General features: G+C 45.0%; 23 protein-coding genes. 13 read left to right on the plus strand and 10 right to left on the minus strand.

Annotated elements, in window-relative coordinates; genetic code table 11:
* Window positions 1–7 precede the first annotated feature (7 nt).
* On the plus strand, window positions 8–580 hold the full coding sequence (locus tag M9196_RS06070) for an acyltransferase (RefSeq protein WP_250616636.1): 573 nt from the start codon (window positions 8–10) through the stop codon (window positions 578–580).
* Complete coding sequence (locus M9196_RS06075) at window positions 558–2,783, plus strand: heparinase II/III domain-containing protein (protein WP_250616637.1); 2,226 nt, start codon at window positions 558–560, stop codon at window positions 2,781–2,783. The genes M9196_RS06070 and M9196_RS06075 overlap by 23 nt, the downstream gene beginning before the upstream one ends.
* A 192-nt stretch (window positions 2,784–2,975) precedes the next feature.
* Here the strand turns inward: M9196_RS06075 and M9196_RS06080 are convergent, their stop codons facing one another.
* From M9196_RS06080 to gap, 6 genes are all read right to left on the minus strand, one after another.
* Entirely contained in the window at window positions 2,976–4,850 is a 1,875-nt protein-coding gene (locus M9196_RS06080; protein ID WP_250616638.1) for a BCCT family transporter, read from the minus strand.
* 107 nt (window positions 4,851–4,957) lie between these two features.
* Complete coding sequence (locus M9196_RS06085) at window positions 4,958–5,308, minus strand: hypothetical protein (protein ID WP_250616639.1); 351 nt, start codon at window positions 5,306–5,308, stop codon at window positions 4,958–4,960.
* Between the two features lie 216 nt (window positions 5,309–5,524).
* On the minus strand, window positions 5,525–6,499 hold the full coding sequence (locus M9196_RS06090; RefSeq protein ID WP_250616640.1) for a ChaN family lipoprotein: 975 nt from the start codon (window positions 6,497–6,499) through the stop codon (window positions 5,525–5,527).
* A 111-nt stretch (window positions 6,500–6,610) separates the two neighbouring features.
* Window positions 6,611–7,444: a 23S rRNA (guanine(745)-N(1))-methyltransferase gene (gene rlmA / locus M9196_RS06095; protein ID WP_250616820.1), complete on the minus strand. Its 834-nt coding sequence runs from the start codon at window positions 7,442–7,444 to the stop codon at window positions 6,611–6,613.
* A 74-nt stretch (window positions 7,445–7,518) separates the two neighbouring features.
* Window positions 7,519–8,403, minus strand: coding sequence for a D-hexose-6-phosphate mutarotase (locus tag M9196_RS06100; RefSeq protein ID WP_250616641.1), 885 nt, complete (start codon window positions 8,401–8,403; stop codon window positions 7,519–7,521).
* A gap of 94 nt (window positions 8,404–8,497) precedes the next feature.
* Window positions 8,498–9,493 carry a type I glyceraldehyde-3-phosphate dehydrogenase gene (gene gap / locus M9196_RS06105; RefSeq protein ID WP_137374681.1) on the minus strand — a complete coding sequence of 332 codons (996 nt, stop codon included), beginning with the start codon at window positions 9,491–9,493 and terminating at the stop codon, window positions 8,498–8,500.
* 334 nt (window positions 9,494–9,827) lie between these two features.
* Between gap and msrB the strand changes: the two genes are divergently transcribed.
* The gene (gene msrB, locus M9196_RS06110; protein ID WP_250616642.1) at window positions 9,828–10,238 is read left to right on the plus strand and encodes a peptide-methionine (R)-S-oxide reductase MsrB; all 411 of its coding nucleotides are present in this window, start codon (window positions 9,828–9,830) and stop codon (window positions 10,236–10,238) included.
* Window positions 10,239–10,334: 96 nt separating this feature from the next.
* On the opposite strand, the gene M9196_RS06115 is transcribed toward msrB, so the two are convergent.
* Complete coding sequence (locus M9196_RS06115) at window positions 10,335–11,156, minus strand: DUF2989 domain-containing protein (protein WP_250616643.1); 822 nt, start codon at window positions 11,154–11,156, stop codon at window positions 10,335–10,337.
* A gap of 143 nt (window positions 11,157–11,299) precedes the next feature.
* Here M9196_RS06115 and M9196_RS06120 point away from each other — a divergent pair, with 143 nt between their 5' ends.
* The gene (locus M9196_RS06120) at window positions 11,300–11,584 is read left to right on the plus strand and encodes a YeaC family protein (RefSeq protein ID WP_250616644.1); all 285 of its coding nucleotides are present in this window, start codon (window positions 11,300–11,302) and stop codon (window positions 11,582–11,584) included.
* A 144-nt stretch (window positions 11,585–11,728) separates the two neighbouring features.
* Here the strand turns inward: M9196_RS06120 and M9196_RS06125 are convergent, their stop codons facing one another.
* Together M9196_RS06125 and rne are read right to left on the minus strand one after the other, a co-directional pair.
* Entirely contained in the window at window positions 11,729–13,288 is a 1,560-nt protein-coding gene (locus tag M9196_RS06125; RefSeq protein WP_250616645.1) for a SulP family inorganic anion transporter, read from the minus strand.
* A 331-nt stretch (window positions 13,289–13,619) separates the two neighbouring features.
* The gene (gene rne / locus M9196_RS06130) at window positions 13,620–16,691 is read right to left on the minus strand and encodes a ribonuclease E (protein WP_250616646.1); all 3,072 of its coding nucleotides are present in this window, start codon (window positions 16,689–16,691) and stop codon (window positions 13,620–13,622) included.
* Between the two features lie 614 nt (window positions 16,692–17,305).
* On the opposite strand from rne, the gene rluC reads away from it, so the two are divergent.
* Window positions 17,306–18,244, plus strand: coding sequence for a 23S rRNA pseudouridine(955/2504/2580) synthase RluC (gene rluC / locus M9196_RS06135; protein WP_250616647.1), 939 nt, complete (start codon window positions 17,306–17,308; stop codon window positions 18,242–18,244).
* Between the two features lie 151 nt (window positions 18,245–18,395).
* Here rluC and M9196_RS06140 read toward each other — a convergent pair whose 3' ends face one another.
* A complete protein-coding gene (locus M9196_RS06140; RefSeq protein ID WP_250616648.1) occupies window positions 18,396–18,980 on the minus strand; it encodes a Maf family protein in 585 nt (194 codons plus the stop codon).
* A 135-nt stretch (window positions 18,981–19,115) separates the two neighbouring features.
* Between M9196_RS06140 and yceD the strand changes: the two genes are divergently transcribed.
* From yceD to fabF, 8 genes are all read left to right on the plus strand, one after another.
* A complete protein-coding gene (gene yceD, locus M9196_RS06145; RefSeq protein WP_250616649.1) occupies window positions 19,116–19,640 on the plus strand; it encodes a 23S rRNA accumulation protein YceD in 525 nt (174 codons plus the stop codon).
* A 30-nt stretch (window positions 19,641–19,670) separates the two neighbouring features.
* Complete coding sequence (rpmF, locus tag M9196_RS06150; RefSeq protein ID WP_031493499.1) at window positions 19,671–19,841, plus strand: 50S ribosomal protein L32; 171 nt, start codon at window positions 19,671–19,673, stop codon at window positions 19,839–19,841.
* Between the two features lie 9 nt (window positions 19,842–19,850).
* Window positions 19,851–20,873, plus strand: coding sequence for a phosphate acyltransferase PlsX (gene plsX / locus M9196_RS06155; RefSeq protein ID WP_250616650.1), 1,023 nt, complete (start codon window positions 19,851–19,853; stop codon window positions 20,871–20,873).
* An 8-nt stretch (window positions 20,874–20,881) separates the two neighbouring features.
* Window positions 20,882–21,832: a beta-ketoacyl-ACP synthase III gene (locus M9196_RS06160; RefSeq protein ID WP_250616651.1), complete on the plus strand. Its 951-nt coding sequence runs from the start codon at window positions 20,882–20,884 to the stop codon at window positions 21,830–21,832.
* A gap of 56 nt (window positions 21,833–21,888) precedes the next feature.
* On the plus strand, window positions 21,889–22,812 hold the full coding sequence (fabD, locus tag M9196_RS06165; RefSeq protein ID WP_250616652.1) for an ACP S-malonyltransferase: 924 nt from the start codon (window positions 21,889–21,891) through the stop codon (window positions 22,810–22,812).
* A gap of 17 nt (window positions 22,813–22,829) precedes the next feature.
* Window positions 22,830–23,564, plus strand: a complete 735-nt coding sequence (gene fabG, locus M9196_RS06170) for a 3-oxoacyl-ACP reductase FabG (RefSeq protein WP_250616821.1) — start codon at window positions 22,830–22,832, stop codon at window positions 23,562–23,564.
* A gap of 162 nt (window positions 23,565–23,726) precedes the next feature.
* On the plus strand, window positions 23,727–23,960 hold the full coding sequence (gene acpP, locus M9196_RS06175) for an acyl carrier protein (RefSeq protein WP_027697107.1): 234 nt from the start codon (window positions 23,727–23,729) through the stop codon (window positions 23,958–23,960).
* A gap of 94 nt (window positions 23,961–24,054) precedes the next feature.
* A complete protein-coding gene (fabF, locus tag M9196_RS06180; protein WP_250616653.1) occupies window positions 24,055–25,296 on the plus strand; it encodes a beta-ketoacyl-ACP synthase II in 1,242 nt (413 codons plus the stop codon).
* Window positions 25,297–25,324 lie beyond the last annotated feature (28 nt).

Below are 25,324 nucleotides of genomic sequence, written 5' to 3' on the forward strand. Positions count from 1 at the left end.
GATACTTATGTCGGTACAACAAAAATTTGGTGGTGAATTAACGGATGAAGAGTTCAGGAAATTCACGCTTTATACGGCTAAGAGCAATAACTTTGAAGATGATACGGCGCGTGCCAGTATTCTAGGGTTTGAGGGTGACAATGTAAGAATTGCACCGGGCGCGATTGTAAGAATCAATGACAATCAAATTGGCAATCATTCTTATATTGGGTTGTATAGCTACATCAACGGTGACGTTGTTATTGGAGAGCATGTGTTGATTGGTCCTCATGTTTCGATCGTGGCAAGCAATCACCTTTATGACCCACAGACGGAGACGTTTGGGCTCAGGACGTGTCCTGTAAAAGGCCGAGTCATTATCAAAAATGGGGTGTGGTTGACTTCTGGTGTTGTTGTTACACCTGGTGTCACTATTGGTAAATGTGCGCTGATTTGTGCCAATGCAGTTGTCACCCAGGACGTCGAGCCATATGCGATTGTCGCTGGGTCACCAGCCAAGCCGATTGGGAAAATAGATGCTAAAACAGGTGAATATACTTGGTTTAAAAAGGAGCGCAATGATGTTGAACCTCGAGCGTAACCATGACTTTCAAGTTTTTCTTTCTCCTCAAGATAAAACCATCAGCATGTTGAACCCGCCAAGTTTTAATTGGCCACAATCTGATTACCACCATACGTATACGATTGAACTAGAACACGTAGAAAAATCTTTGCAATGGCGCTGGAAAGACGTCCGCTCTCCTTTTCGTTTGCCATTCTTGTTGGATGATGGTGGTTATAGATGGCGTATATCAAAAGACACGGGTGCTTTATCGGAGTGGTTTTCGTTCACTATTGATCAGGCATCAACCAGTTATCTTCCGCCTAGCGCTCAAGATATCTTTAAGCTGTGCGAGCATCGTGACCAGTTTTTAATGTATTTTGATGAAGATATTAACTCAGTTCGAATCGCTTCATGGACGGCCTTTGATAAGCTACAGGCAACAGTAGAAAAGGTTGATATCGACTCTGTTACCTATCCCGATCATTATCGAAGAGGAAAAGAAGAAGGTAAACGCACAGCCATTGCTAATGTAAGAAATTGGATTGACCGAGATCTTATGTCATTGACTTTGCTTTATAAGATTTGGGGTCATGAGCAAAGCGGTGAAAAAGCACGGTGCTTGTTGTTGAAATTAGCGCAGTGGAGTCCAGAAGGTCCAGCTTCTTTAGTACGCCCGTTGACGTGGGGAGACGAGGTCGGGCTCTCCCTCGCCAGAAATTTGTATCTTGCTTACCATTGGCTAAGTCCGTTAATGACGGAGAGTGAAAAAGCATTTGTACGTCCAATGTTAGTACGTATCGCTTTTCAAATGGAAGAACGTCTAGAACAAGATCAGTTTCAACAATTTCCAGGGCATTCTCATACGTCACGATTGCCTTCATACCTTGGTGTGGCTGCGATGGTGCTGCACAAAGAGTTCGACCAAGCAATTTGTGAACGTTGGCTAAACTACGCGCTAATGATCTACCAAAGCGTTTTACCGTTCTATGGTGGTGAAGATGGTAGCTGGGCAGAAGGGCCATTTTACTCTTCCTCTTATACAAAGTGGCATCACCCATTCTTCTTATCGATAGAGCGTGTTAGCGGGTTTTCTTTCTATAACCATCCTTTCTATAAGAACTACAGCAAATTCGCTAAGGACTTTGTCGCAACCGATGATGTAATTCATCCATTTGGCGATGGTTTTTGGTGCAAGCGAGACGGAGCAGAATGGCCAGGATTCTTTGCTCAAAACCCACTTCGGATCTATGCCGATCGATTTGGTGATACGAGAACTCGTGAAATGAGTCGAAAGTTGGAGTTAGAGATAGAGACCTATGCGCTGCATTTGCTCGACGTGATCCCAACAGTAAGTCAGATCAATCACGCCAATCGACCACTAAATACCACAGAGATTGACTTGGAATGCGAAAAAACGGTATGTAGCCAATTTTATGGTTTTGCTGGTTTAGGTAAAATGATGAGTCCCAGCATGAGTGTGTTTTACCGAGCGAGCCAGTTTGGCAATAGCTCTCACCGACATGCCGACCAGGGTAATTTTGCTCTGATGGATAATGGACTGAATGTCTTAACGCCAAGTGGCAGTTACGGCTATCGCTTTGGTAGCGGTCATCATAGTGAATGGACACAAACAACCCAAGCGCATAATTTGCCGTTAATAGCGGGTATTGGTCAAACCTTAGATGACGAAGCAGCAACTGCGAATGTTATCAATCAACAGTCTGGATTCGGGTGGAGTGTTGTGCAATTAGACTTGTCCAATGCTTATGAAGCGGTGAGTCGATTCATTCGAACTTTGGTGTATGTTGCTGATAAGGGCGTATTGGTCTGCGACACACTGGATTTGCACCAAGCGGTTCCTGTTCAATGGAGGCTGCATAGTGCTTTATCAAGCGAGTGTGTGGAGAACAGCATTCGACTAATAGGCAAAGGATACAACTACAATATCAATATGTTGTCACATGAAAATGTGGTTCCACTACTCACTCACGGTTATGACTTGGATAGTTCCCATACGGAGGTTGTGGTCTCTGACGCGAGTGAAGACATATGTCATGTGCAGTGGACATTAGAATCTAAACAACGGCATCAAGTACTAACGTGTTGCAGTAAAGAGGCTATCTCAATATCACATGATGTGTCTGGGCGTATTCAGGTTCATTGTAATCAAGATACTCTTGAGCTGAATCACCAGACTCATGAACTGCATATTATGCGGCCATTTGAGAAAGTAGGGTAACTTTAGGTGCTTAGGTGCTTAGGTGCTTAGGTGCTTAGGTGCTTAGGTGCTTACGTGCTTAGGTACTTAGGTATAGTGGAGCCTCTCTGTCCGTGACAGAGTTTGATACTATTGAGTTAGCGTCTTGAGCGTTAAGACACAAGTTTAATTACTTAAGCAAAACGGAGGCTACGAAGCCTCCGTTTTGTCTTTTTAGCTAGCAGTACAGATGTCAGTAAAGCGTACTCTTGCGTCTTGAGCAGCTTGTGATGATTGCTCTTTCGAGTGTTGAGCATCGCTTAGTGCTTGAAGTTTCGCTTCAAGCTCGTCAAGGAGATCTTGCGGGATAGCGTGGTTCTCATCAGCAGCGTGTTCGAGAGCATAAGCGCGGATGGCCTTTTTAGTCTTAAATAAGTCGTGCATGGCCGCGCGTTCTTCATCGGCTGCATGTTGTGCGATATCGCGACATTTTTCAAAGTGAGCCAATGCCACACCTTCGGTTGACCATGGATCAAATTCCGGTAGGTCTTCAATATTAATGGTTGGCTCGACATAGTCGTCCTGATGACGGATATCTAGTGTCGCGGCTTTCACTGCAGAAATCATTAACATGACCGCAATGATCAGCAAAGGCAGACCACCGACAATCGCAGCGGTTTGCAGCGTACTTAATCCCCCTAAGAACATTAATACTGCCGGCATGAAGCTGAGAGTAAAGGCCCAGAACATGCGGTTCCAACGCATCGGTTCTTGAGTCACGTCGTTTTGTACCACGGACGCTAAGATATAAGAAATCGAATCAAAGGTTGTTGCCGTGAAAATAATACAAAGAACGGTAAAAAGCAGAATAATGAACCAGGCAAATGGCAATTCAGATAGCATGGAGAAAATAGCTTTGGTTGGACCAAACGTATTCAAGATTCCTACGATGTCTAACTGCCCGGATAGTTGCAGGGATAAACCAAAGTTACCTAGAATAATAAAGAATAGGAAACAGCCGCTAGAACCAAAAAACAGTGAGCCGGCGACCATTTGCTTAATGGTACGGCCTCTGGAAATACGAGCGACAAAGAGTCCCATGCTTGGTGCGAATACCAACCACCAGGCCCAGTAGAAGATCGTCCAGTCTTGTGGGAAATGCGTATTGTCAAAAGTGCCGTAACCACCGAAAGGTTCTGCCCATGTTGCCATTACAAAGAAGTTCGACATCATGCGACCAATCGAATCTAACCCTGTTTCTAAAATGAACACGGTAGGGCCTAAAATTAACACCAGCGCCAATAAAATCATCGCACCCCAGAAGTTAATGTTACTCAGAACTTTAATGCCTTTTTCCATTCCAGCGAAAGAAGAGTAGGCAAAAATACCGGTACAAACGGCAAGCACACCAATCTGTGAGTAGGTATTTTGTGGTAAGCCAAACAGAACATTCAAACCTTCACTAATCAGCGGTGCAGCAAGGCCGAGTGTTGTTGCTGCGCCGCCTAATAGACCGAAGATAAACAGAACGTCAATGAGCTTTCCAAGCGCGCCATGAGTGTGCTTTTCGCCAAGCACAGGAATTAGGGCACTCGACACCTTTAACGCTGGTTGCTTACGCACGTAGTAGAAGTAGGCAATAGGTAACGCAGGGATAAGGTAGATTGACCATGCAATCGGTCCCCAGTGGAAAAGACCATAAGTTGCGGCCCAACGCACAGCTTCTTCGCTACCAGGTTCTAGCTGAAAGGGAGGTGCTTGGTAGTAGTAGGCCCATTCAATGCAGCCCCAGTACAAGATACTTGCTCCTATACCGCCACAAAATAGCATCGCTGCCCATGAAGAGGTTTGGAATTCCGGTGCTTCGTCTGGTTCTCCTAGCTTGATCTGTCCGATATCGCTGAAAATGATGAAAATCATGAAAAAGAAAGCGGCGAGACCGAGTGATAAGTATAGGAAGCCAAATTTGTCCGTCATGATCAATTTAGCTTGAGCGATGACTTCTGCGCCTTGTTGTGGAAACAAGATCAACGGAATAATGACGGAGAAAAGTAGTGCAATCGCACCAAAAAAGGTGGGTTTATCTATAAGTTTGAAGTAGCGTTCCATGTTAGCCAGTTACTTAATAAAAGAAGTCGATTATCTAAGTAGAAGGGCAGTAGCGACAAACACGATTGTTTGTCGTCAGGATAGAAATGAGTGGCCTACGTTGTACGCTAGGCTAGTGCCAGAATCAAAGCCCCTACGGTAACGGCTGCAGAGACATATTGACCAGCAGAATAGGAGTCATCTTCTTGTTCTTTAAGGTCATCAGGATGATCCATTCCTAAAGCGCCATGGGCAAACGACTGGACAGTTTTACTCATGGATTCGTCGTCTTCAGTTTTGGTTTTATCTTCTTGCTCTAGTGCTGCTTTTGCTTGAGCAGATATCTGAACAGTGTCGGATTCAGGTATTGGCAATGTTTTGCCGCTGTTCGCTCCGTTTGTTGTCGCCGGTATATTGGCGTTAGGTTGGGTTGCTAGCATTGCTGTTGTTTGACTTAGGTTTGAATTGACACTTTGCATACCGGTTCTCCGTCACCACTATCACTATCTGTATCGCCACTATGGTTCAAAACTTTAACGTTTTATATTAGTGGCGTGAATGGAATGTCTTCTGATAACCATCAAGAAGCAATATTTACGCCAAATTAATAAGTCACTATCTCAGTTCGGGCATTCATCCGACTTAGGGTTGAATGCGCTATCCAATCAAGTGACTGAGTACAGATAGAGCAGGCGTTATGGCGTGCATTTCAATCCGTCATTTCGTTTTCCTAGGTGCTTATATGCGCTCATACGTTTGGCTTCTTGGACGTAACGAGTAGGGGGAGGCAACACCAATAACTGCATATCTGCACTTGTTGCAGGAGTATCAGCGTTGGTGATTTCGACGACAGGGCTTATCACTAAGACGTTGAGTTTTGGTTCCAGTTTAAGTATTTGCGAGGCGGTTCCTAGTCCGTTATCGGTATGAAACTTACCGGCGATGTGCATGACTTGAGTGTCGGGGTGAGCACGGAGAAAGTGAACAATACTTTCCGCCATAGTGGCATCCCACGTTAGCTGCGCTGCAAATTGTTTAGCGGTTTGATCCGGAGAACCGTGGTGCATAGAACTCATGAATTTGTCTTTGTATGGGCTCGTGGATGTATCTATGGTTTGCGCGACATAGCCACGTTCAGCCGGTTCAAGAGTATCGAGGTAGCTAAGTCCGGTACGGCCAATACAGCGAACGGTCGATTTCGGCGCATTACTTGCGATAATAGGTAACTGGTTTTGTTTGGCAAATTCAACCAAAGCACGGTAGTCACTCTGATAGTTAGGCCATGCGTTGGCTTCAGACATCAGAGTTTGTTCACCAATGTTGCCCTTGAGATAGTCATCCACAATCGTTTGTGATGGACGTGAGAATTGCTCCATCGAAAGGGCAAGCTTGTCGCTCTTGGTGGATAATGATCTAAGTAGATCTGTCTGAAAACGATGAATAGCCGAATGCGTGTGCCACTCTCCGACTAGGATAACATCAGCGTTGATGATGGCTTCAGATAGCGCTGATACCGCGATAGGGTCGCCTGTAGCGGTATAAAGTTGATAGTCGTAAAAGGTGTCAATCGGTTGAGGTTGAATTTGAGCAGCAGAGGAAGGGGCTGTCGTTATTGACGATGCACAGCCCGTAATGAGTGACGCTAGTAGAGCGATGGGTAGTAATTTCATTTGATTAGCGAGCTCCTAAACAAAAATAGCCGACGAGAACGAAGGCTATTAGGGAAGAACGATGATAATCGAGTCAGTGAAAGGATTCAATCGAATTGATAATTATTTGCATCAAGTGCGCTTGAATACCCTGATCATAAAGTCGGCTTGGCACTGAAACTGCTCATAGGCTTTAATTTTTGCTCGAACATCATCGGTCGCTTTCCATGCGAATGGCGTCATTTGCAATAGGTCATGCGCTTGGTCACCTGTTAGCTTCATCACGTAGTTTAGCTTATTTTCAGCCACTAATTGGAATTGAGGGAGCACTTCCACCTCTTCGTCATGAAGGTGCACCTCATCATAGATGCGCTCTCGCAGTTCAAAAAGGTGATGGGCCCCTGGTGTGACGGTGACGACAATACCATCTTGTTGAAGGCATCGAGATAACTCTTCGGGCTTGCATGGCGCATAAATTCGGATGGCGGCCGAGAGCGACGCGTCGGCAAAAGGCAGTCGATGGCTAGAGGCGACGGTGAAAGCGACGTTGGAATAGCGTTTGGCGGCATAGCGAACGGCGACTTTGGAAATATCCAGACCATAACAGTCGATGGGTTGGTGTTGGTCATCACCTAAGTGTTCATTTAGAAAATCGGCAAAGTAGTGCGTGTAGTAGCCTTCACCACAGCCAATATCTAGCGCTTGGACAGACACCAGCGGATGATGCTGGACGAGGGATTGTGCGACGGCGTTTCGCATTGGTGCATAAAAGTCATGGGCGAGGAACGTACGTCTTGCTTGCATCATCTCTTTATTGTCGCCGGGATCCTTTGATTGCTTATGCTGAACAGGCATCAAATTGACATAGCCTTCTTTTGCCATATCGAATTGATGGCGGTTTTCACAGGCGAAATGACGTTCATGCTGTTGGAGAGGAAGCTGACAAAGTGGGCATTGATAAGACATACGGTTAGACTCGCGGGAAAATTTTGCTAAGTCTAACCATATCATTGCCACTGCGCAATTAAGCGAAGGCGTTTTTATTGGATTCCAATGACGGTGGAAAGCACAGCGGTTTCACCCGGTGAGACTTGCTTGCCTTGTTCTAGTGTTGAAGCATGCAGAGTGGACTCGACACATAGGAATGTTTGGTAGCCGTCGTCATTCATATCACCCATCGCTTTTGCTCCGGCAGCCCAAGGGTTCCAAAGTACGGCTGAGTTATGTCCGTGGTTCGTCACCGAAATTGAACGATTGAGCACAGTATCTTTGATAATAATGTCATGCTCTGGCGCGGTATAGACACGGTCAATGGTATCAGTAAGAACAAGCGTATTGTCGCCTTCACAGCGTTGTCCTTCGCGTAAGCCATCGATGTAACTTTGTCCCATACCCGTTACTTCGGTCGTGGTGATATCACCGACGTTGAAGTAGCTATGTAACGCACCGGAGTATGACCATGGCTTATCATCCGTGTTAGTCATCGTTAACGTCACAGTGAGTTGGTCACTGATTTCCACATTGAGAACAAGAGAAAATAAATGTGGCCAAATTTCACGTGTTGCGTCTGAGTCATTTAAACCAAGGCTGATTATGACACCCTGTTCGCTTTCACGATGTTCGATTAGAGACCATTCGCTGGTACGTGCAAACCCATGGGCTGGTGCGGCAATGCGGCCAAACCAAGGCCAGCAGATAGGGATACCGCCACGTAATGCGGCTGCGCTATCATACACTGCTTCTTGACTCATCCAGATAAGGTCATCCTGCTCAGCGGGTTGATAAGAGAGAACGTGCCCACCGTGAAGTGAGATAGCAGCTGAAGCTTTTGGGTGAATGACTCGAACAATTTTATTTTCACCACATTGAGCAATGGTGACAAAATCAGAAAGTACGGTTAGTGCAGGTAGGGAATTAAAGTCCATATTTGATACCTCAGACTAGGAATACACACTTTTCAGATACAAAAAAGGCGACCCTAAGAGTCGCCTTTTTAAAAGTTGGAACTAGCTGCTTACATTACTTAGAGATGTGAGCTACTAGGTCTAGAACTTTGTTTGAGTAACCGATTTCGTTGTCGTACCAAGATACAACTTTAACGAATTTGTCAGTTAGAGCAACACCAGCTTTAGCATCGAATACTGAAGTTTGAACTTCACCGATGAAATCTTGTGATACTACTTGGTCTTCAGTGTAACCTAGAACACCTTTAAGCTCGCCTTCAGATGCTTCTTTCATAGCAGCACAGATTGCTTCGTAAGATGCAGCAGTCTTAAGGTTAACAGTTAGGTCAACTACAGATACGTTAGCAGTTGGTACACGGAAAGCCATACCAGTTAGAAGGCCGTTTAGTTCTGGAAGAACTACGCCTACCGCTTTAGCAGCACCAGTTGAAGATGGGATGATGTTTTGAGAAGCACCACGGCCACCGCGCCAGTCTTTAGCAGAAGGACCATCTACAGTTTTTTGAGTTGCTGTAGTTGCGTGAACTGTTGTCATAAGACCAGATTCGATACCGAACTTGTCGTTAAGAACTTTAGCTACAGGAGCTAGACAGTTAGTAGTACAAGAAGCGTTAGAAACGATGTCTTGGCCTGCGTAAGTTGAATCGTTCACACCCATAACGAACATTGGAGTTGCGTCTTTAGAAGGGCCAGTTAGAACAACTTTCTTAGCACCAGCAGTGATGTGCTTACGTGCAGTCTCGTCTGTTAGGAAAAGACCTGTTGCTTCAGCAACTACGTCAACTTCGATTGCATCCCATTTAAGATCTTCAGGGTTACGCTCAGCTGTTACACGTACAGTTTTGCCGTTAACGATTAGGTTACCGCCTTCAACTTCAACAGTACCGTTGAAACGACCGTGAGTTGAATCGTACTTAAGCATGTATGCCATGTACTCAACGTCGATTAGATCGTTAATACCTACTACTTCGATGTCGTTGCGCTCTTGCGCTGCACGAAATACGAAACGACCGATACGGCCAAAACCGTTAATACCTACTTTGATAGTCATTATGTTGCTCCACAACTTAATTTCTGTTTTAAGATAACTGGTAGTAAAATTACAGAATCCAGTCACTAACTTCAATAGATAATCGGAATTAATTTGTTTAAAGTCAAAAAAAAGTGTCGGATTTTTTAACGTTTGGAATTAAGTGATTGTTTTTTGAACTTTAGTCGGGTTTCTGTAATGTTAAAATGATGTGTTTAACCTTTGTGGCGAGCTGGGTTAACATATTTGAAACAGCTTGGGTTCTACAGTTAAACAGCGTGCTACAGCAAAGTTTACTCTAGAGGAATTTCAGAGTGAATAAAATGTAGTCAATAAAAAAGGGAGTGTAAAGGTTGTGAGCCATGAAAATAAAAAGGTCACTAAGACAGACGAGAGCTGGCGTGAGGCTTTAACGGACGAACAATACCGAGTATGCCGCCAACAAGGTACGGAAGCCCCTTTTTCTGGGACGCTGCTGCATAATAAAGAGACAGGACGGTATTGTTGTACTTGCTGCGGTTCAGCGTTGTTTGAATCAGAAAATAAGTATGATTCAGGGTGCGGCTGGCCAAGCTTTGATGCCCCGTTAAACAGCGATGCCATTCGCTATTTAGATGACACAAGTCACGGAATGCAAAGAATAGAAATACGTTGTAGCACATGTGATAGTCATTTAGGGCATGTATTTGAAGATGGTCCGAAAACAACGGGTGAAAGGTATTGTGTGAATTCTGTGTCGTTAATTTTCAACAAAACTGAAAGTTAAGACAAATTTTTTGATGTGGGATGTATCATTATTACAGGTAGATGGAAGCTATGAAAAATAGGCAAACGCGAATTTCTCATAGCATTCGGTGGTCGTTTAAAGATTGATTGTCGCGAGTTGACGAGTAAATTCACCCGCTCTTAATGATGAGGTAATAGACTGTGCCTGTGCATCTAATCGCTTGTATTCATCGTTGTTAAAGGCAAACATTCGTTTTAACTCTGTATTGGTAACGACAGGAACCCCTTGTTGCTTACCCACCATTGTCCACAGGTATGATTCATGTGTCTTTGATAACGCATAACTGACGCTAGCAAGCGACTTGATAGCGTCGTTATTAATATGGCCATCGCTAGAGAGCTCTAAAGAATGCAATAGTAACTCGTAGGTTTTGGGCTTGTCTCTTGATATGTAGTGAGTAGCGAGCGCATATTGCATCGCAGAGGTTTCAAGTGAAGGCTGACCTTCCATCGCTAAAAACCGTCGCTTCGCGGTGGAGTCGCCAGTTTCACTCCATAAAAAGTACAATGTTTCAGGCGCTTGTGATGGAGCGAGCTCTGTATTTATACGCTCCTGTTCGTTTATTGCATACATGAGAGCATTGAAGCGCTTTTCTTTTAATGCCGCCTGCTCGATAGGCTGTATTTGTGATGCCAATTCAAGGCACTTACGGTATTCCTTAATTAAGTAATACTCTTGTATTTGAGAAGCGTCACTTTGGGGAGCATCTAACGCCTCATAACGATGCCAGATCAAGTCTGTGCGAATGATGCGGCATTGCCCGTCATTGACATTTAATGAAGAACATTGCAACGAGGGTTCAGATAAACATACCTGATCAGTGTTTTTGCGAGATTCAAAGCAACCGGTCAATAGACTGCTAGATGTTAGTAAGAGTATAGCGTAATGTAATTTCATTAATTTACTTGTGATCAGAGGCACTGATTTATTGAGCTCAACTTGACTCAGTGTAACATCAGGTTATGGTTCGAGTAAGGAATTAACCTCGCAGAACGGTGCTTTTGCGAGATAGAGATAAAGAATAAATAAGAAGGTTCAGGATGGATGTAGAGCAACTTTTAAGTGCGATGACGCCAGATGTTTACGATCGACTTCTTTATGCGTGTGAAACCGGTCGCTGGCCTGAAGGAAGCGTATTATCGCAAGAACAGAAAGATTCATGTATGCAGGCTGTCATGCTGTATCAGTCAAAATATAATGTTGATCCCCAACACATGTCGGTAGCAGCGGGCGGAGAGATCGCATTCAAATCTAAGACGGAACTAAAGAAACAGTTTTCAGCGCAACAGGAAGATATTGTACGCGTTAAAGTTGCTGAGGATTAAGTTGCCGAGGATTAAGTCGCTGAGGATTAAGCCGCAGCGGATTAAACAATAGAAAACTGGTGTTCATACAGCGCTAGCCAGTAAGTACAAAAAAGGGACCGAATGGTCCCTTTTTTAAATTTGTGATAAGACGATTAAGCGAGCTTAGCCAGCGAGAAGGTCCGTCGCCACTTTGTAGCTTGGGTCTTCTTTTACGTTAATTTCAACTAAGCTACCTGCTTTATCCAACAAGGCACGACAATCGGGACTTAGGTGTCGTAGATGCAACGTTTTGCCTACTGTTGTGTAGCGCTCGGCAAGAGTTTCAATTGCTTCGATAGCAGAGTGGTCCGCTACACGAGATTGAGCAAAATCAACGATTACATCTTGTGGATCATTTTTCGCGTCAAACAACTCTAAGAAATTAGCGGCTGAACCAAAGAAAATAGGGCCGTTAATCTTGTATTCCTTTGAGCCTTCTTCGTTGATATGGCTGCTTGCATAGATATGCTTTGCGTGTTCCCACGCAAACATCAGAGCAGACACAACCACACCAATTGCCACGGCTACCGCAAGATCCGTTAATACGGTTACAACGGTTACAAGCACAATAACAAAGAAGTCTTGTTTAGGTACGCGACGTGCAAGTTTGAACGTTGCCCACTCAAAGGTACCAATCACCACCATGAACATTACCCCCACTAGCGCCGCTAGAGGAATCATTTCAATCATGGCAGAAGCAAAGAGAATGAAGAACAGCAGTGCACTTGCGGCTACGATGCCAGATAGACGACCGCGACCACCAGAGTTTACGTTGATCATTGATTGACCGATCATCGCACAGCCACCCATCGCACCAAACACAGAACATGTAACGTTAGCTAGACCTTGACCCACACATTCACGGTTAGATTGACCACGAGTATTAGTCATTTCATCGAGAACCGTTAGCGTTAGTAGTGACTCAATTAAGCCAATTGCTGCCAAGATAATCGCGTATGGAAGGATAATATTGAACGTTTCTAATGTGAACGGAACCGAAGGAATCGAGAACGTCGGCAGCGAGCCAGCCAATGTAGCTGTGACATCTCCAGACATCGTTCTTAGGAAATCCACAACCGTGCGAGTTTCAAGGCCTAATAGATGAACTAATGCGGTTACCGCAACAATCGCGACTAACGATGAAGGTACCGCAGTGGTCAGTTTTGGTAGGAAATGAATGATAGCCATGGTAAGAGCGACAAGACCCAACATGATAATCATTTGGCCTTGCGGTAACCATGTCATCGCGCCAGTTAAGTCGGGTGCTTTAAATTGTCCCATTTGAGCGAGGAAAATCACAATGGCAAGACCATTTACAAACCCAATCATTACTGGATGTGGCACCATTCGAATGAATTTGCCCAGTTTGAATAGACCTGCAGTGATTTGCAAAAAACCAGCAAACATGACGGCGGCAAAGAGATACTGAACGCCGTGAGTCGCCACTAGGCTCACCATCACAACGGCCATTGCACCAGTAGCACCGGAAATCATGCCAGGGCGACCACCAAAGATTGAGGTGATTAGACCGACAATAAAGGCGGCGTAAAGACCTACCATTGGATCAACACCCGCTACGAAGGCAAATGCAACCGCTTCAGGAACTAACGCTAAGGCTACAGTGAGTCCCGATAACACATCGTTTTTAACCGAGTGTTTTGAAAATTGTGGAAATTCAAACATATGATTCAATTCAATAGTTGTGTTGGATTAACATCCATTCCAAACAGCGCAAGTGACGATATGATTAAAAAGGGGTATTGCAGCAAGAAACACGGCAATTCAAAGCTAATTACAATCATTATCGGTATGTCATAAGACAGCGATAGGGCGTATTGGTAATGAAACGTACGAAGTTCCGCATGCTACAGAAATGTGAGGAGAAGTTCAATAATGAAAGGAAATGTGTATGAATTAAACGAGTCAAAAAAATGGGTTGCCAAGGCAACCCATTTTATTTATTTCTACTCACACTCTAATGCTGACGCATGATGAGTGTTTAACCGATTGGTTATTAATAGTTAGGTTTAGTCGTTGCTGCACCTGCAGAACTTCTCGCTACCTGACTACCAGCACCTTTCGGTGTGTAACGTTCTGTTCTGAAAGCTGCTGCTTTAACTTCAATGTCACCTAACTCAGCAACGCCCGGTGCTTTTGCCATCGCTGCAGTAGCGTGACCTTTAAAGCTCGATTTTGTTATAGCTTGCTTAGGTGCTTGAGCCGGTGCTTGTGCAGGTTTCTTAACGACAGGAGTAACGTCGACAGTGACTTTTTCTGCTTGTGTAACCGCTGGTTCGTTAACCACAGGGGCTTCCGTTACCTTGTTTTCAGCAGCTTTAGTTTCAGTAACCTTATTTTCAACAACGCGAGTCTCAGTTGCTGTCACTTCAGCTACTGGAGCCTCAGCTACTGGAGTCTCAACTACTGGAGTTTCGACAACTGGCGTTTCTAGGATTACGGCTTGGTTTGTCACTGTTGCTTCAACGACAGCAGAACTTAGGATAATGACTTTGCCCATCGCCATTTCTGGACGAGCAACACCTGAAGTAATGATTGACGCTGTAACAGAGCTTGCCGCTTCCTGTTGAGCTTTCTTAGGGGCTGGCTTAATGATGCCATAGCTTGGCATTACTTTACCCATGGCCATCTCTGGAGATGCCACACCACCTTTTCTTAGTCTAAACGGGTTAGGACGACGATCACGACCACGACGACGGCGTTGACCACTGGCGCGCAAGTGACGAGGTGAACGGCGGTTACGACGTTGCTTACCCTCTTCTTTTGCTGCGGGTGTATCAGTAGTTTGTGTATCAACAACGGCATCAACGGTTTTCGCAACTTGTGTCGCTTTCTCGTTCTGAGCTTTTAAGTTTTCCGTTTCTTGAGCAATCACTTCAACGTCTTGTTGAGCGTTTTGATCTTTAGTGCGGATTTGTTTAGTCAGTTTACGACGTTGACGGCGTTCTTTGATCTTCGCTGTCTTTTCTTCAGTACGTGGTGCTTTTTCTTGCGTACGAGGCGCTGCTTTCTCAGCTTGCACATCAGCCGCTATTTGTTGACCTTGCTCTGCAACCTTCGATTTGCCATTAGACTCATCACTCTTTTTGTTGCGACGGTCTTGAGGTTTGTTACGACGATTTTGCGACTTGCGCGGCTCTTGAGCTGTTTCGTTTTGCTCTTTTGCTGCGTCGTTGTCTTGTGGTTTATTGCGACGATTTTTGTTGCGATCGTTATCACGTGAATCGCGGTCATTGCGATTATCACGGTTATTACGACGACGCTGATCATTGCGATTGTTACGACGGGGCTTATCACCACGTGGCTTTTCTTCTTTCTTTGGTTCAGCCGTCTCTTTCTTCGGTTCTTCTGAACTAGCAAAGAATGCACTAATAGCAGAGAAGAAGCGTGAAACTAGACCAGGTTTGTTGCTTTCAGGCGCTACTTCAGCTTTTGCTGCAGGTTTAGGTGCAACAGGTGCGGGTGTAGCGAAGCCTTGAACGGCTGGCTGCTCAATCTTACGAGGTTTAATTTCAGATTCTGGCGCTTCTTTACTTTCTGCTTCTTTAAGCGCATCAATCTTCTTAGGAAGTAAGTAAGAAAGTAGGTCGTGTTCTTCACCATCACGGACACGGATTACCTCAAAGTGAGGGGTTTCCATATCTGAATCTGGCACGACAGTAATTTTAACTTCTTGAACGCGTTCAATGTGATTAACAGAGCGACGCTTTTCATTAAGAAGGTAGGAAGCAATAGGGACGGGAACAATTGCCAGAACTTGGCAAGTATTGTCTTTAAGTGCTTCTTCTTCAATTAAACGAAGAACAGACAGCGCGAGAGATTCATTGTCACGAACGACACCAGTACCTGTACAACGTGGACAAATATGGTGGCTTGCTTCAGCGAGTGACGGGCTCAAGCGTTGACGAGACATTTCTAATAGACCGAAACGCGAGATACGACCAATCTGAACACGAGCGCGGTCAATACGAACGGCTTCACGTAGTCGGTTTTCAACTTCTCGTTGGTGACGAACTGGCGTCATATCGATAAAGTCGATAACGACTAGACCACCAAGGTCTCGTAGACGAAGTTGGCGAGCAATTTCATCTGCGGCTTCTAAGTTAGTATTCAGCGCGGTTTCTTCGATGTCACTGCCTTTTGTTGCACGAGCAGAGTTGATATCGATAGAAGTTAAGGCTTCTGTTGGGTCAATAACGATTGAGCCGCCAGATGGTAGACGAACTTCGCGTTGGAACGCTGATTCGATTTGGCTTTCAATTTGGTAATGGCTAAACAGCGGAACTTCACCATCGTATTTTTTAACACGGCTAACAAAATCTGGGCGTACATGCTCAATGTGTTGCTTTGCGCGTTCGTAAATGGTGTTGCTATCAATCAAGATTTCACCAATATCACGACGTAAGTAATCGCGTAGAGCACGGACAATGACGTTGCTCTCTTGGTGAATTAGGAACGGTGCTGGGTTAGCGTCTGCGGCGTTTTTAATATTGCCCCAGTTGTTTAGAAGGAATTTCAAATCCCACTCTAGTTCTTCAGCACTTTTGCCTACGCCAGCAGTACGGACGATAAGACCCATACCTTGTGGTAGTTCAAGTGTGCTTAGTGCTGCTTTCAGTTCTGTGCGTTCTTCACCTTCGATACGACGAGAAATACCGCCGGCTCTTGGGTTGTTTGGCATCAATACTAAGTAGCTACCTGCTAGAGAGATAAATGTCGTTAATGCTGCGCCTTTGCTGCCACGCTCTTCTTTTTCTACTTGCACGATCACTTCTTGGCCTTCGCTCAAGACATCTTTGATGCTTGGACGACCTTGGTAGGTATAACCGGCTGGGAAGTATTCGCGTGCAATTTCTTTAAGAGGGAGAAAGCCATGGCGATCGGCACCGTAGTCTACGAATGCAGCCTCTAGGCTTGGTTCAACTCGTGTAATACGACCTTTATAGATGTTTGCTTTTTTTGATTCGTGACCTGGACTTTCAATATCTAAGTCAAATAGTCGCTGGCCATCGACCAGAGCGACACGCAACTCTTCTTTTTGAGTTGCGTTGATTAACATTCTTTTCATTACGGAAATTCTCGTTTATTTTCTTTGTTTTCGTCATTGCTCTTGTCACGATAGTCGTAAATCGTGGTGCCTGATCCCATGGCTAATATTGTTGCAGCCTCCCGGCTGGAAGGGATGCTCTGGGGCACTACAGTCATCACACAAGTCAAACTTGGGTGATCCGCATATGGCGGTAATACTCAAAACACGAATACGTGAGTAGATGACAAGGCTGCCTTAATTATCAACGTCTTATGCCGTACGCAGCGTCTCAATATTAAGGGCTCTACTCATGGTGTAGTTTACGTATGGATAATAGTGATAAATAGTTAAATCCAATCTAATCATCCTACGCAGCTGTGAACTATAGCAGCGCAGCGAAATATCAGCAATCAGCTTTACGACAAACCACAGAAAAAAACATGTTTCTAACTATGGATTTGTAGTTAATTGTTTGAATTTTAGTCTTATTTTTTAAGGTGTGATCTCAGAATTGGGAAAGTGCGCGAAATTTATCCACAGCTTGTCCCTGCAGTATAACTTAGGGGTGATTGAAACAGGTTGTGTGGGCTTCGCTTCGCTGTTGTGAATAGAAAGCGTTATTTTCTTAGTGCTTTGGGTGTTATAATCACCAAATGAGTGAAATAAGAACTAAAGTCCAATTTGTCGATATTGACGACGATATGGCTGGTCAGCGCATTGATAACTTCTTGCGCAACCAATTAAAAAGCGTACCCAAAAGTGTGGTGTATCGAATCGTCCGCAAGGGTGAAGTTCGCGTTAATAAAAAGCGAGTAAAGGCAGAGTATAAACTACAAGCTGGCGATATTGTTCGTATACCGCCGGTGACGGTCGAAGAAAAAGAATCTGACGCGCCCGTGAGTACCAAACTCAATAAAGTGGCAGAGCTTGAGTCTCATATCATCTATGAAGATGACCATGTACTGATTTTGAATAAACCCTCGGGGACAGCGGTCCATGGCGGCAGTGGTTTGAAATTTGGTGCGATTGAGGCGTTAAGAGCGCTGCGCCCCGATGCTCGTTTTCTGGAGCTGGTACACCGTATTGACCGAGATACATCAGGCATTCTTCTGGTGGCAAAAAAACGATCTGCATTGAGGCATTTACAGGCTCAATTCAGAGAGAAAACGGTACAGAAGTACTACTTTGCCTTGGTGATGGGAAAATGGAAGCCAAGTTGTAAGGTGGTCAAAGCGCCACTGCTTAAAAATGAAGTGAACAGTATTGTTCGTGTGAATCCAAATGGTAAAGCATCTGAAACGCGATTCAAAGTGTTGCAAGCTTTTGAAGAGGCAACATTAGTGCAGGCTAGCCCTATAACCGGCCGTACTCATCAAATACGTGTACACGCTCAATATACGGGCCATCCAATAGCTTGGGATGATCGCTATGGCGATCGTCGTTTTGACGCATACACGGCAAAAGTGGGTTTAGATCGATTGTTTTTACATGCGGCCAACATTATTTTTGTTCACCCATCGACAGAAAAGCGTATGGAAATTCATGCGGAAATGGAGCCGAAGCTTAAAAAAGCCATTGCTCAATTAAAATAGGCCTCGACTCCCTTTAGGGTGGTAACCGAAAGGGAGTCACTGCTGACCCGCCAACGATAACTCTGAGCTATTATCGCGCTGTTGCCATCTTTCTCGCCCACGATTTCCACGTTCGGTTGGATTTATCCCGTCCCCCTTTCTATCGGATGGCTTAATTAAGAGGTGATATGCCGTGCGCATCAAGCATTGTGACCAAATCGATTAACGGTAAACCAACTAAGGTGTTGGGATCTTTGCCATCCAGTGACGAAAACAACGTAATGCCAAGTCCTTCACTCTTGAAACTGCCCGCACAATATAGTGGTTGTTCAATGTCTACGTAGCACTCGATTTGTCGCTGAGTGAGTGTTCTAAATGTCACGTCAAAGGTGTCAACTCGTACCTCTGACTGTTGTGTTGTTGTGTTGTACAGAGCAAGTCCGGTATAAAAACGGATGGTTTTACCGCTTTGTTGAGTGAGCTGAGTAATTGCGTTGGCCCGTGTTAGCGGTTTTCCGATGATAGCACCGTCAATCACACAGACTTGGTCACTGCCAATAATCAGCGCATTAGATTCAGCGCACAGAGCTTGTGCTTTGCCCAAGGCAAGCCGTTGAACTAGGGCTTCTGGGGTTTCATTTGGCAGGGCTGTTTCGTCGAAATGTGGAGCTTTAGCGGTAAAGTTTAGTCCCAGCTTGCTGAGTAACTCTGCGCGATAAGGGGAAGTGGATGCTAAAATTAGTTGAAATGATTCCATTTGTGCTGTCATTTTTTTATCATTCGTTCGGTTTTTAGAGTATTCTGAAGATTCTCAATCGTAAGGTGAAAAAAGTACAACTTTTTTGCCTTTTTCTTTGACTAAATTTGATTTGGAAGATAATATTCGCGCCCTATGCAGAAGGTAAAAATACCGCGAACGGTTGACCCGTCCAAGACAGCACAGAAAAGACTCGACTTAGATGGCATCATCCAAGTGAGTTTATTCAAGCGTCTTCACGAGTCAGTTGAGAGCGTCAAACGCGATGCGAACGTATCATTGTCCTTTGGGCATGATGAACAGCGATTAGTTGTTATCTCTGGTAAAGCTAACATCGAAGTCGACTTAGAGTGTCAACGTTGTAACGAGTCTTTCGCACATGAGTGCGAAGTTCAATTCACTTATACTCCTTATTTTAGTGAGAAAAGTGAAGAAGAAGCACCTGAAGATTATGATTTGGTAGATCTTAATGAATACGGTGAAGTGGACTTGATACGACTGGTTGAAGACGAGTTCATCTTAAACCTGCCTCAAATAGCAATGCATGACGACGCAGATTGTAGCGTTAACCCAAATAATATGGTGTTTGGTGAAATTCCAGAAGAACTTGTGGAAGATAAACCGAATCCATTCGACGTTTTAAAAAGCTTAAAGAAGTAATTTTTAAGCATTAACACAGGAGTAGGGTCAATGGCCGTACAAAAAAGCAAGAAGTCACGTTCTATGCGTGGCATGCGTCGTTCACATGATGCGCTAACTTCAGCTGCGCTATCTGTAGACGCAACTTCAGGTGAAACTCACCTACGTCACAATGTGACTGCTGACGGTTACTACCGTGGCAAAAAGGTTATCAACAAGTAAGGTTGACCTTTGCATAATATAACCGTTGCACTTGATGCAATGGGCGGGGATTTCGGTCCTTCCGTTACAGTGCCTGCCGCCGTGCAGGCACTGTCGCATTTCCCAGAGCTGAAAGTCATAATTGTCGGCGATCAAGCGTCGATACAAAACCAACTCAACGAATTGGGTCATCAGCGTAGCAGCCGTTTAACGGTGAGACACTGCGACCGAATCATCTCGAATTCAGAAAAGCCCTCACTCGCCCTAAGACATAGCCACGACACTTCTATGCGTGTCACGATTGATCTTGTCGAATCTGAGCAAGCTGATGCCTGTGTGAGCAGCGGAAATACTGGCGCACTCATGGCACTTTCTCGCTTCCGTCTTAAGTTACTCCCCGGCATTGACAGACCCGCACTTGTGACCGCATTGCCGACCGCACAGGGCAATAAAACCTGGATGTTGGACTTAGGCGCGAATGCATCAGTTGATGCCGATTCCTTATTTCAGTTTGCGGTGATGGGCAGCGCATTAGCTGAGCAACATTTGCAACGAAAGCCCAGAGTGGCGATTCTCAACATTGGCGCTGAAGAGATCAAAGGCAATGATTTAGTCAAACGTTGCGCCGAAATGTTGTCGCAAACACATTCCATCCATTATATTGGTTATATTGAAGGTAATGAGTTACTTCATGATGCCGCGGATGTGGTTGTGTGTGATGGTTTTGTAGGAAATACAGTACTCAAGGCTTGCGAAGGCACAGCTCAACTTTTTGTTGATAAGCTGAAAGATCGCTTGTCTTCCTCAACGATTAAAGGATGGATAGCAAGAATACTGTTCTCCGATCTTATAACTGAGGTGAAAACACTGAACCCCGACCAGTATAATGGGGCAAGTTTGTTAGGATTGCGCGGCATTGTCATTAAAAGCCATGGAAGTGCTGATGTCCCAGCACTTGTTAATGCTATAGGCGAAGCAGTCCATGAGGTGAGGCGTCAAGTGCCAAACCAAATAAGTGATCGTCTAGAAGCAGTGTTACTCGAGAGGCAATAATAGTCTTCATGTATAGCAAAATATTAGGTACAGGCAGCTACCTGCCGTCTCAGGTGCGTTCAAACGCAGACTTAGAGAAAATGGTAGATACGACAGATGAGTGGATCGTAACGCGTACAGGCATTAAAGAGCGCCGCATCGCTGCTGAAGATGAAACTGTTGCTGATATGGGGTATCACGCCTCAGTGAATGCCATAGAGATGGCCGGTATCGACAAGAATGATATCGACATGATCATCGTTGCGACCACCAGTAGTAGTCATGCATTCCCGTCTTCGGCGTGTCAAATTCAAGCGAAACTCGGCATTCAAGGATGCCCTGCGTTTGATATGGCCGCTGCGTGTACTGGTTTTGTGTACGCGCTGTCGGTTGCCGATCAACATATCAAAACGGGTATGTGTAAAAATGTACTGGTGATCGGCTCAGACTGTCTGTCAAAAACGGTTGAAGAAATTGACCGCTCAACGATCATTCTGTTTGGAGATGCGGCTGGTGCGGTTGTACTCGGCGCTAGCGAAGAGCCTGGAATTCTATCAACTCACACCTACGCGGATGGTCGATTCGGTGATTTATTAAGCCTTGAGATGCCTGTTCGCGGTGGTGAGCTTGATAAATGGTTGAATATGTCAGGTAATGAAGTCTTTAAAGTTGCGGTGACTCAACTGTCGAAACTGGTTAAAGACACCCTTGCTGCAAATGGTATGGACAAGTCCGATTTGGATTGGTTAGTGCCTCATCAAGCTAACTACCGAATTATTTCCGCGACAGCAAAGAAACTGGCTATGCCAATGGATCAAGTCGTAGTGACGCTTGATCGCCATGGCAACACGTCAGCTGCGACAGTCCCAACTGCGCTCGATGAAGCGGTACGTGATGGTCGAATTAAACGCGGTCAAAACCTACTACTCGAAGCTTTTGGTGGTGGATTTACTTGGGGGGCGGCGTTAGTCCGTTTCTAGCCCTAAGTGTTTAATAAACGAATTTAATATTGATTGCGTTGTTTAAGGAAATAGCGATGAGTAATTTTGCAATCGTGTTCCCAGGTCAGGGTTCACAAACTGTTGGTATGCTTGCCGAGCTTGGTGAGCAATTCGATGTTGTTAAGCAAACATTTTCCGAAGCGTCTGACGCGTTAGGCTATGACTTGTGGGCATTGGTTCAAGAGGGTCCAGCAGAGGATCTCAATCAAACGCATCGTACACAACCCGCTTTACTTGCGTCTTCTGTTGCAATTTGGCGAGTATGGCAAGAGCAAGGACTAGAACAACCTAGTGTGATTGCTGGACATAGCCTTGGCGAGTACTCTGCATTGGTGTGTGCAGGCGTGATTGATTTCAAAGAAGCGATTAAATTGGTTCAGTTGCGTGGGCAATTGATGCAAGAAGCCGTACCTGCGGGTGTCGGCGCTATGTACGCAATCATCGGCCTAGACGATACCGCTATCGCTAAAGCATGTGAAGACGCAGCTCAAGATGAAGTGGTCTCTCCTGTAAACTTTAACTCACCAGGCCAAGTTGTGATTGCAGGCAACAAAGCTGCCGTGGAACGTGCAGGTGCTTTGTGTAAAGAAGCAGGTGCGAAACGTGCATTGCCTTTACCTGTTTCAGTGCCTTCACACTGTGCGTTAATGAAACCAGCAGCTGAAAAATTAGCGATTGCGTTGCAAGATATCGAGTTTAATGCACCATCACTACCAGTGATTAACAATGTAGCGGTAGTGGCAGAAACGGATCCGGCTAAAATTAAAGAAGCGCTAGTAGCGCAGCTTTATAGCCCAGTTCGTTGGACTGAGGGTGTGACAAAAATGAGTGAAGAGGGTGTCGAGAAGTTATTTGAACTCGGCCCTGGCAAAGTATTAACCGGTCTAACGAAACGTATCGTTAAGACATTAAGTGCCGCTGCGGTTAATGATTCAGCGTCACTTGAAGCAGCAAAATAATAAGGAAAATTAACATGATGAACCTTGAAGGCAAAATTGCCTTAGTAACGGGTGCGAGTCGCGGTATTGGTCGTTCTATTGCTGAATTGCTTGTTGAGCGCGGCGCGACGGTAATCGGTACTGCAACGACGGAAAATGGTGCTGCTGCTATTAGCGAATATCTTGGTGAGAACGGTAAAGGTTTTGCGTTGAACGTAACCGATACTGCATCAATTGAAGCCTCTCTTAAGCAAATGACGGAAGAGTTCGGTGCGATTGATATCTTAGTAAATAACGCGGGTATTACTCGTGATAACCTACTTATGCGTATGAAAGACGACGAGTGGACAGATATTATGGACACCAACTTAACGTCAATATTCCGCCTTTCTAAAGCGGTATTACGTGGCATGATGAAAAAACGTCAAGGACGTATCATCAATGTGGGTTCTGTAGTTGGCACCATGGGTAATGCCGGTCAAGCAAACTATGCAGCTGCAAAAGCGGGCGTAATTGGCTTTACTAAGTCTATGGCACGTGAAGTTGCGTCTCGTGGCGTCACAGTTAACACAGTTGCACCAGGTTTTATTGAAACAGATATGACAAAAGCGCTGAATGATGAGCAACGAGCTGCTACACTAGCGAACGTACCTGCAGGTCGTTTAGGTGACCCTCGTGAAATAGCTTCAGCAGTTGTATTTCTTGCATCTCCAGAAGCGGCTTATATCACAGGTGAGACGCTTCACGTGAACGGCGGCATGTATATGGTTTAATCTGCGCAACATTTGTGCATGATTTAAGTCAAAAATGTACTGAATTTCGGTTAAATTCGCGAAAATTGTGGTTTGACCAGCAAGGACCCCCTTGCAACTTTCAACAGTTCGAATAAACTACGGAAACATCGCATTGAGCGAAATCTGTAAAGGAAAAGAAAAATGAGCAACATTGAAGAACGCGTAAGAAAAATCATTGTAGAACAGCTAGGTGTAGACGAAGCAGAAGTTAAGAACGAAGCTTCATTTGTTGACGATCTAGGTGCAGACTCTCTAGACACAGTTGAGCTAGTAATGGCTCTAGAAGAGGAATTCGATACCGAGATTCCTGATGAAGAAGCAGAGAAAATCACTACTGTTCAAGCGGCTATCGACTACGTAAATAGCGCTCAGTAATATCTCTCCCAGGCGGCCTTCTGGCCGCCTGTGTTTTTTTAACCTCTTCTATCCTTTCAAATAGAAACATTTCAATCCCCCGGAGAAAAATATCATGTCCAAGCGTCGTGTTGTTGTCACTGGCATGGGTATGTTGTCACCGGTAGGCAACACCGTAGAATCTTCATGGAAAGCCCTATTAGAAGGTCAAAGTGGCATCGTTAATATCGAGCACTTTGATGCAACTGAATACTCAACTCGCTTCGCTGGTTTAGTCAAAGACTTTGATTACAGCGAATACCTCACCAAAAAAGATGCTCGTAAAATGGATTTGTTTATCCAATACGGAATCGTGGCAGGTATGCAAGCTCTCAAAGACTCAGGCCTAGAAGTTAACCCAGAAAACGCGCACCGTTATGGTGTTGCGATTGGTTCGGGTATTGGTGGCCTAGACTTAATTGAAGCGGGATACAATGCGTTAGTAGGTAAAGGCCCACGTCGTGTAAGTCCTTTCTTTGTTCCATCAACCATCGTAAACATGGTTGCTGGTCAGTTATCTATTTTCGCAGGCTTACGTGGCCCGAATATCGCAATTTCTACAGCGTGTACTACTGGTTTGCATAACATCGGCCATGCCGCTCGCATGATCGCCTATGGCGATGCAGAAGCGATGGTTGCTGGTGGTTCTGAAAAAGCGTCAACGCCTCTTGGCATGGCGGGTTTTGGAGCTGCTAAAGCTTTGTCTACTCGTAACGATGAGCCACAAAAAGCGTCACGTCCTTGGGATGTTGATCGCGATGGCTTCGTGCTCGGTGACGGTGCCGGTATGATGGTTGTTGAAGAATATGAGCACGCTAAAGCTCGTGGCGCTAAAATTTATGCTGAAATCGTTGGTTTTGGTATGAGTGGTGACGCCTACCATATGACATCACCTAGTGCTGACGGCTCTGGTGGTGCGCTAGCTATGGAAGCGGCAATGCGTGATGCTGGCGTAACGGGTGAGCAAATCGGTTACGTAAATGCACATGGTACATCAACCCCTGCAGGTGATATTGCTGAGATTAATGGCATTAAACGTGCGTTGGGCGAAGCTGGCTCTAAGCAAGTATTGGTTTCTTCTACTAAGTCGATGACTGGTCACCTTCTTGGTGCAGCAGGCTCTGCAGAGGCGATCATTACGGTGATGTCTTTGGTCGATCAGATTGTTCCACCAACAATCAACTTAGATAACCAAGAACCAGAAATCGATATTGACCTTGTTCCGCATACAGCGCGCAAAGTTGATATGGAATATGCTCTGTGTAACTCATTTGGCTTTGGTGGAACGAATGGCTCGTTGATCTTCAAAAAGATTTAACCCTTTCGTTCAAAGAAGTCACTTGTAA

This window comes from Vibrio methylphosphonaticus (genome assembly GCF_023634655.1).
In the GTDB taxonomy this organism is placed as follows: Bacteria; Pseudomonadota; Gammaproteobacteria; order Enterobacterales; family Vibrionaceae; genus Vibrio; species Vibrio methylphosphonaticus.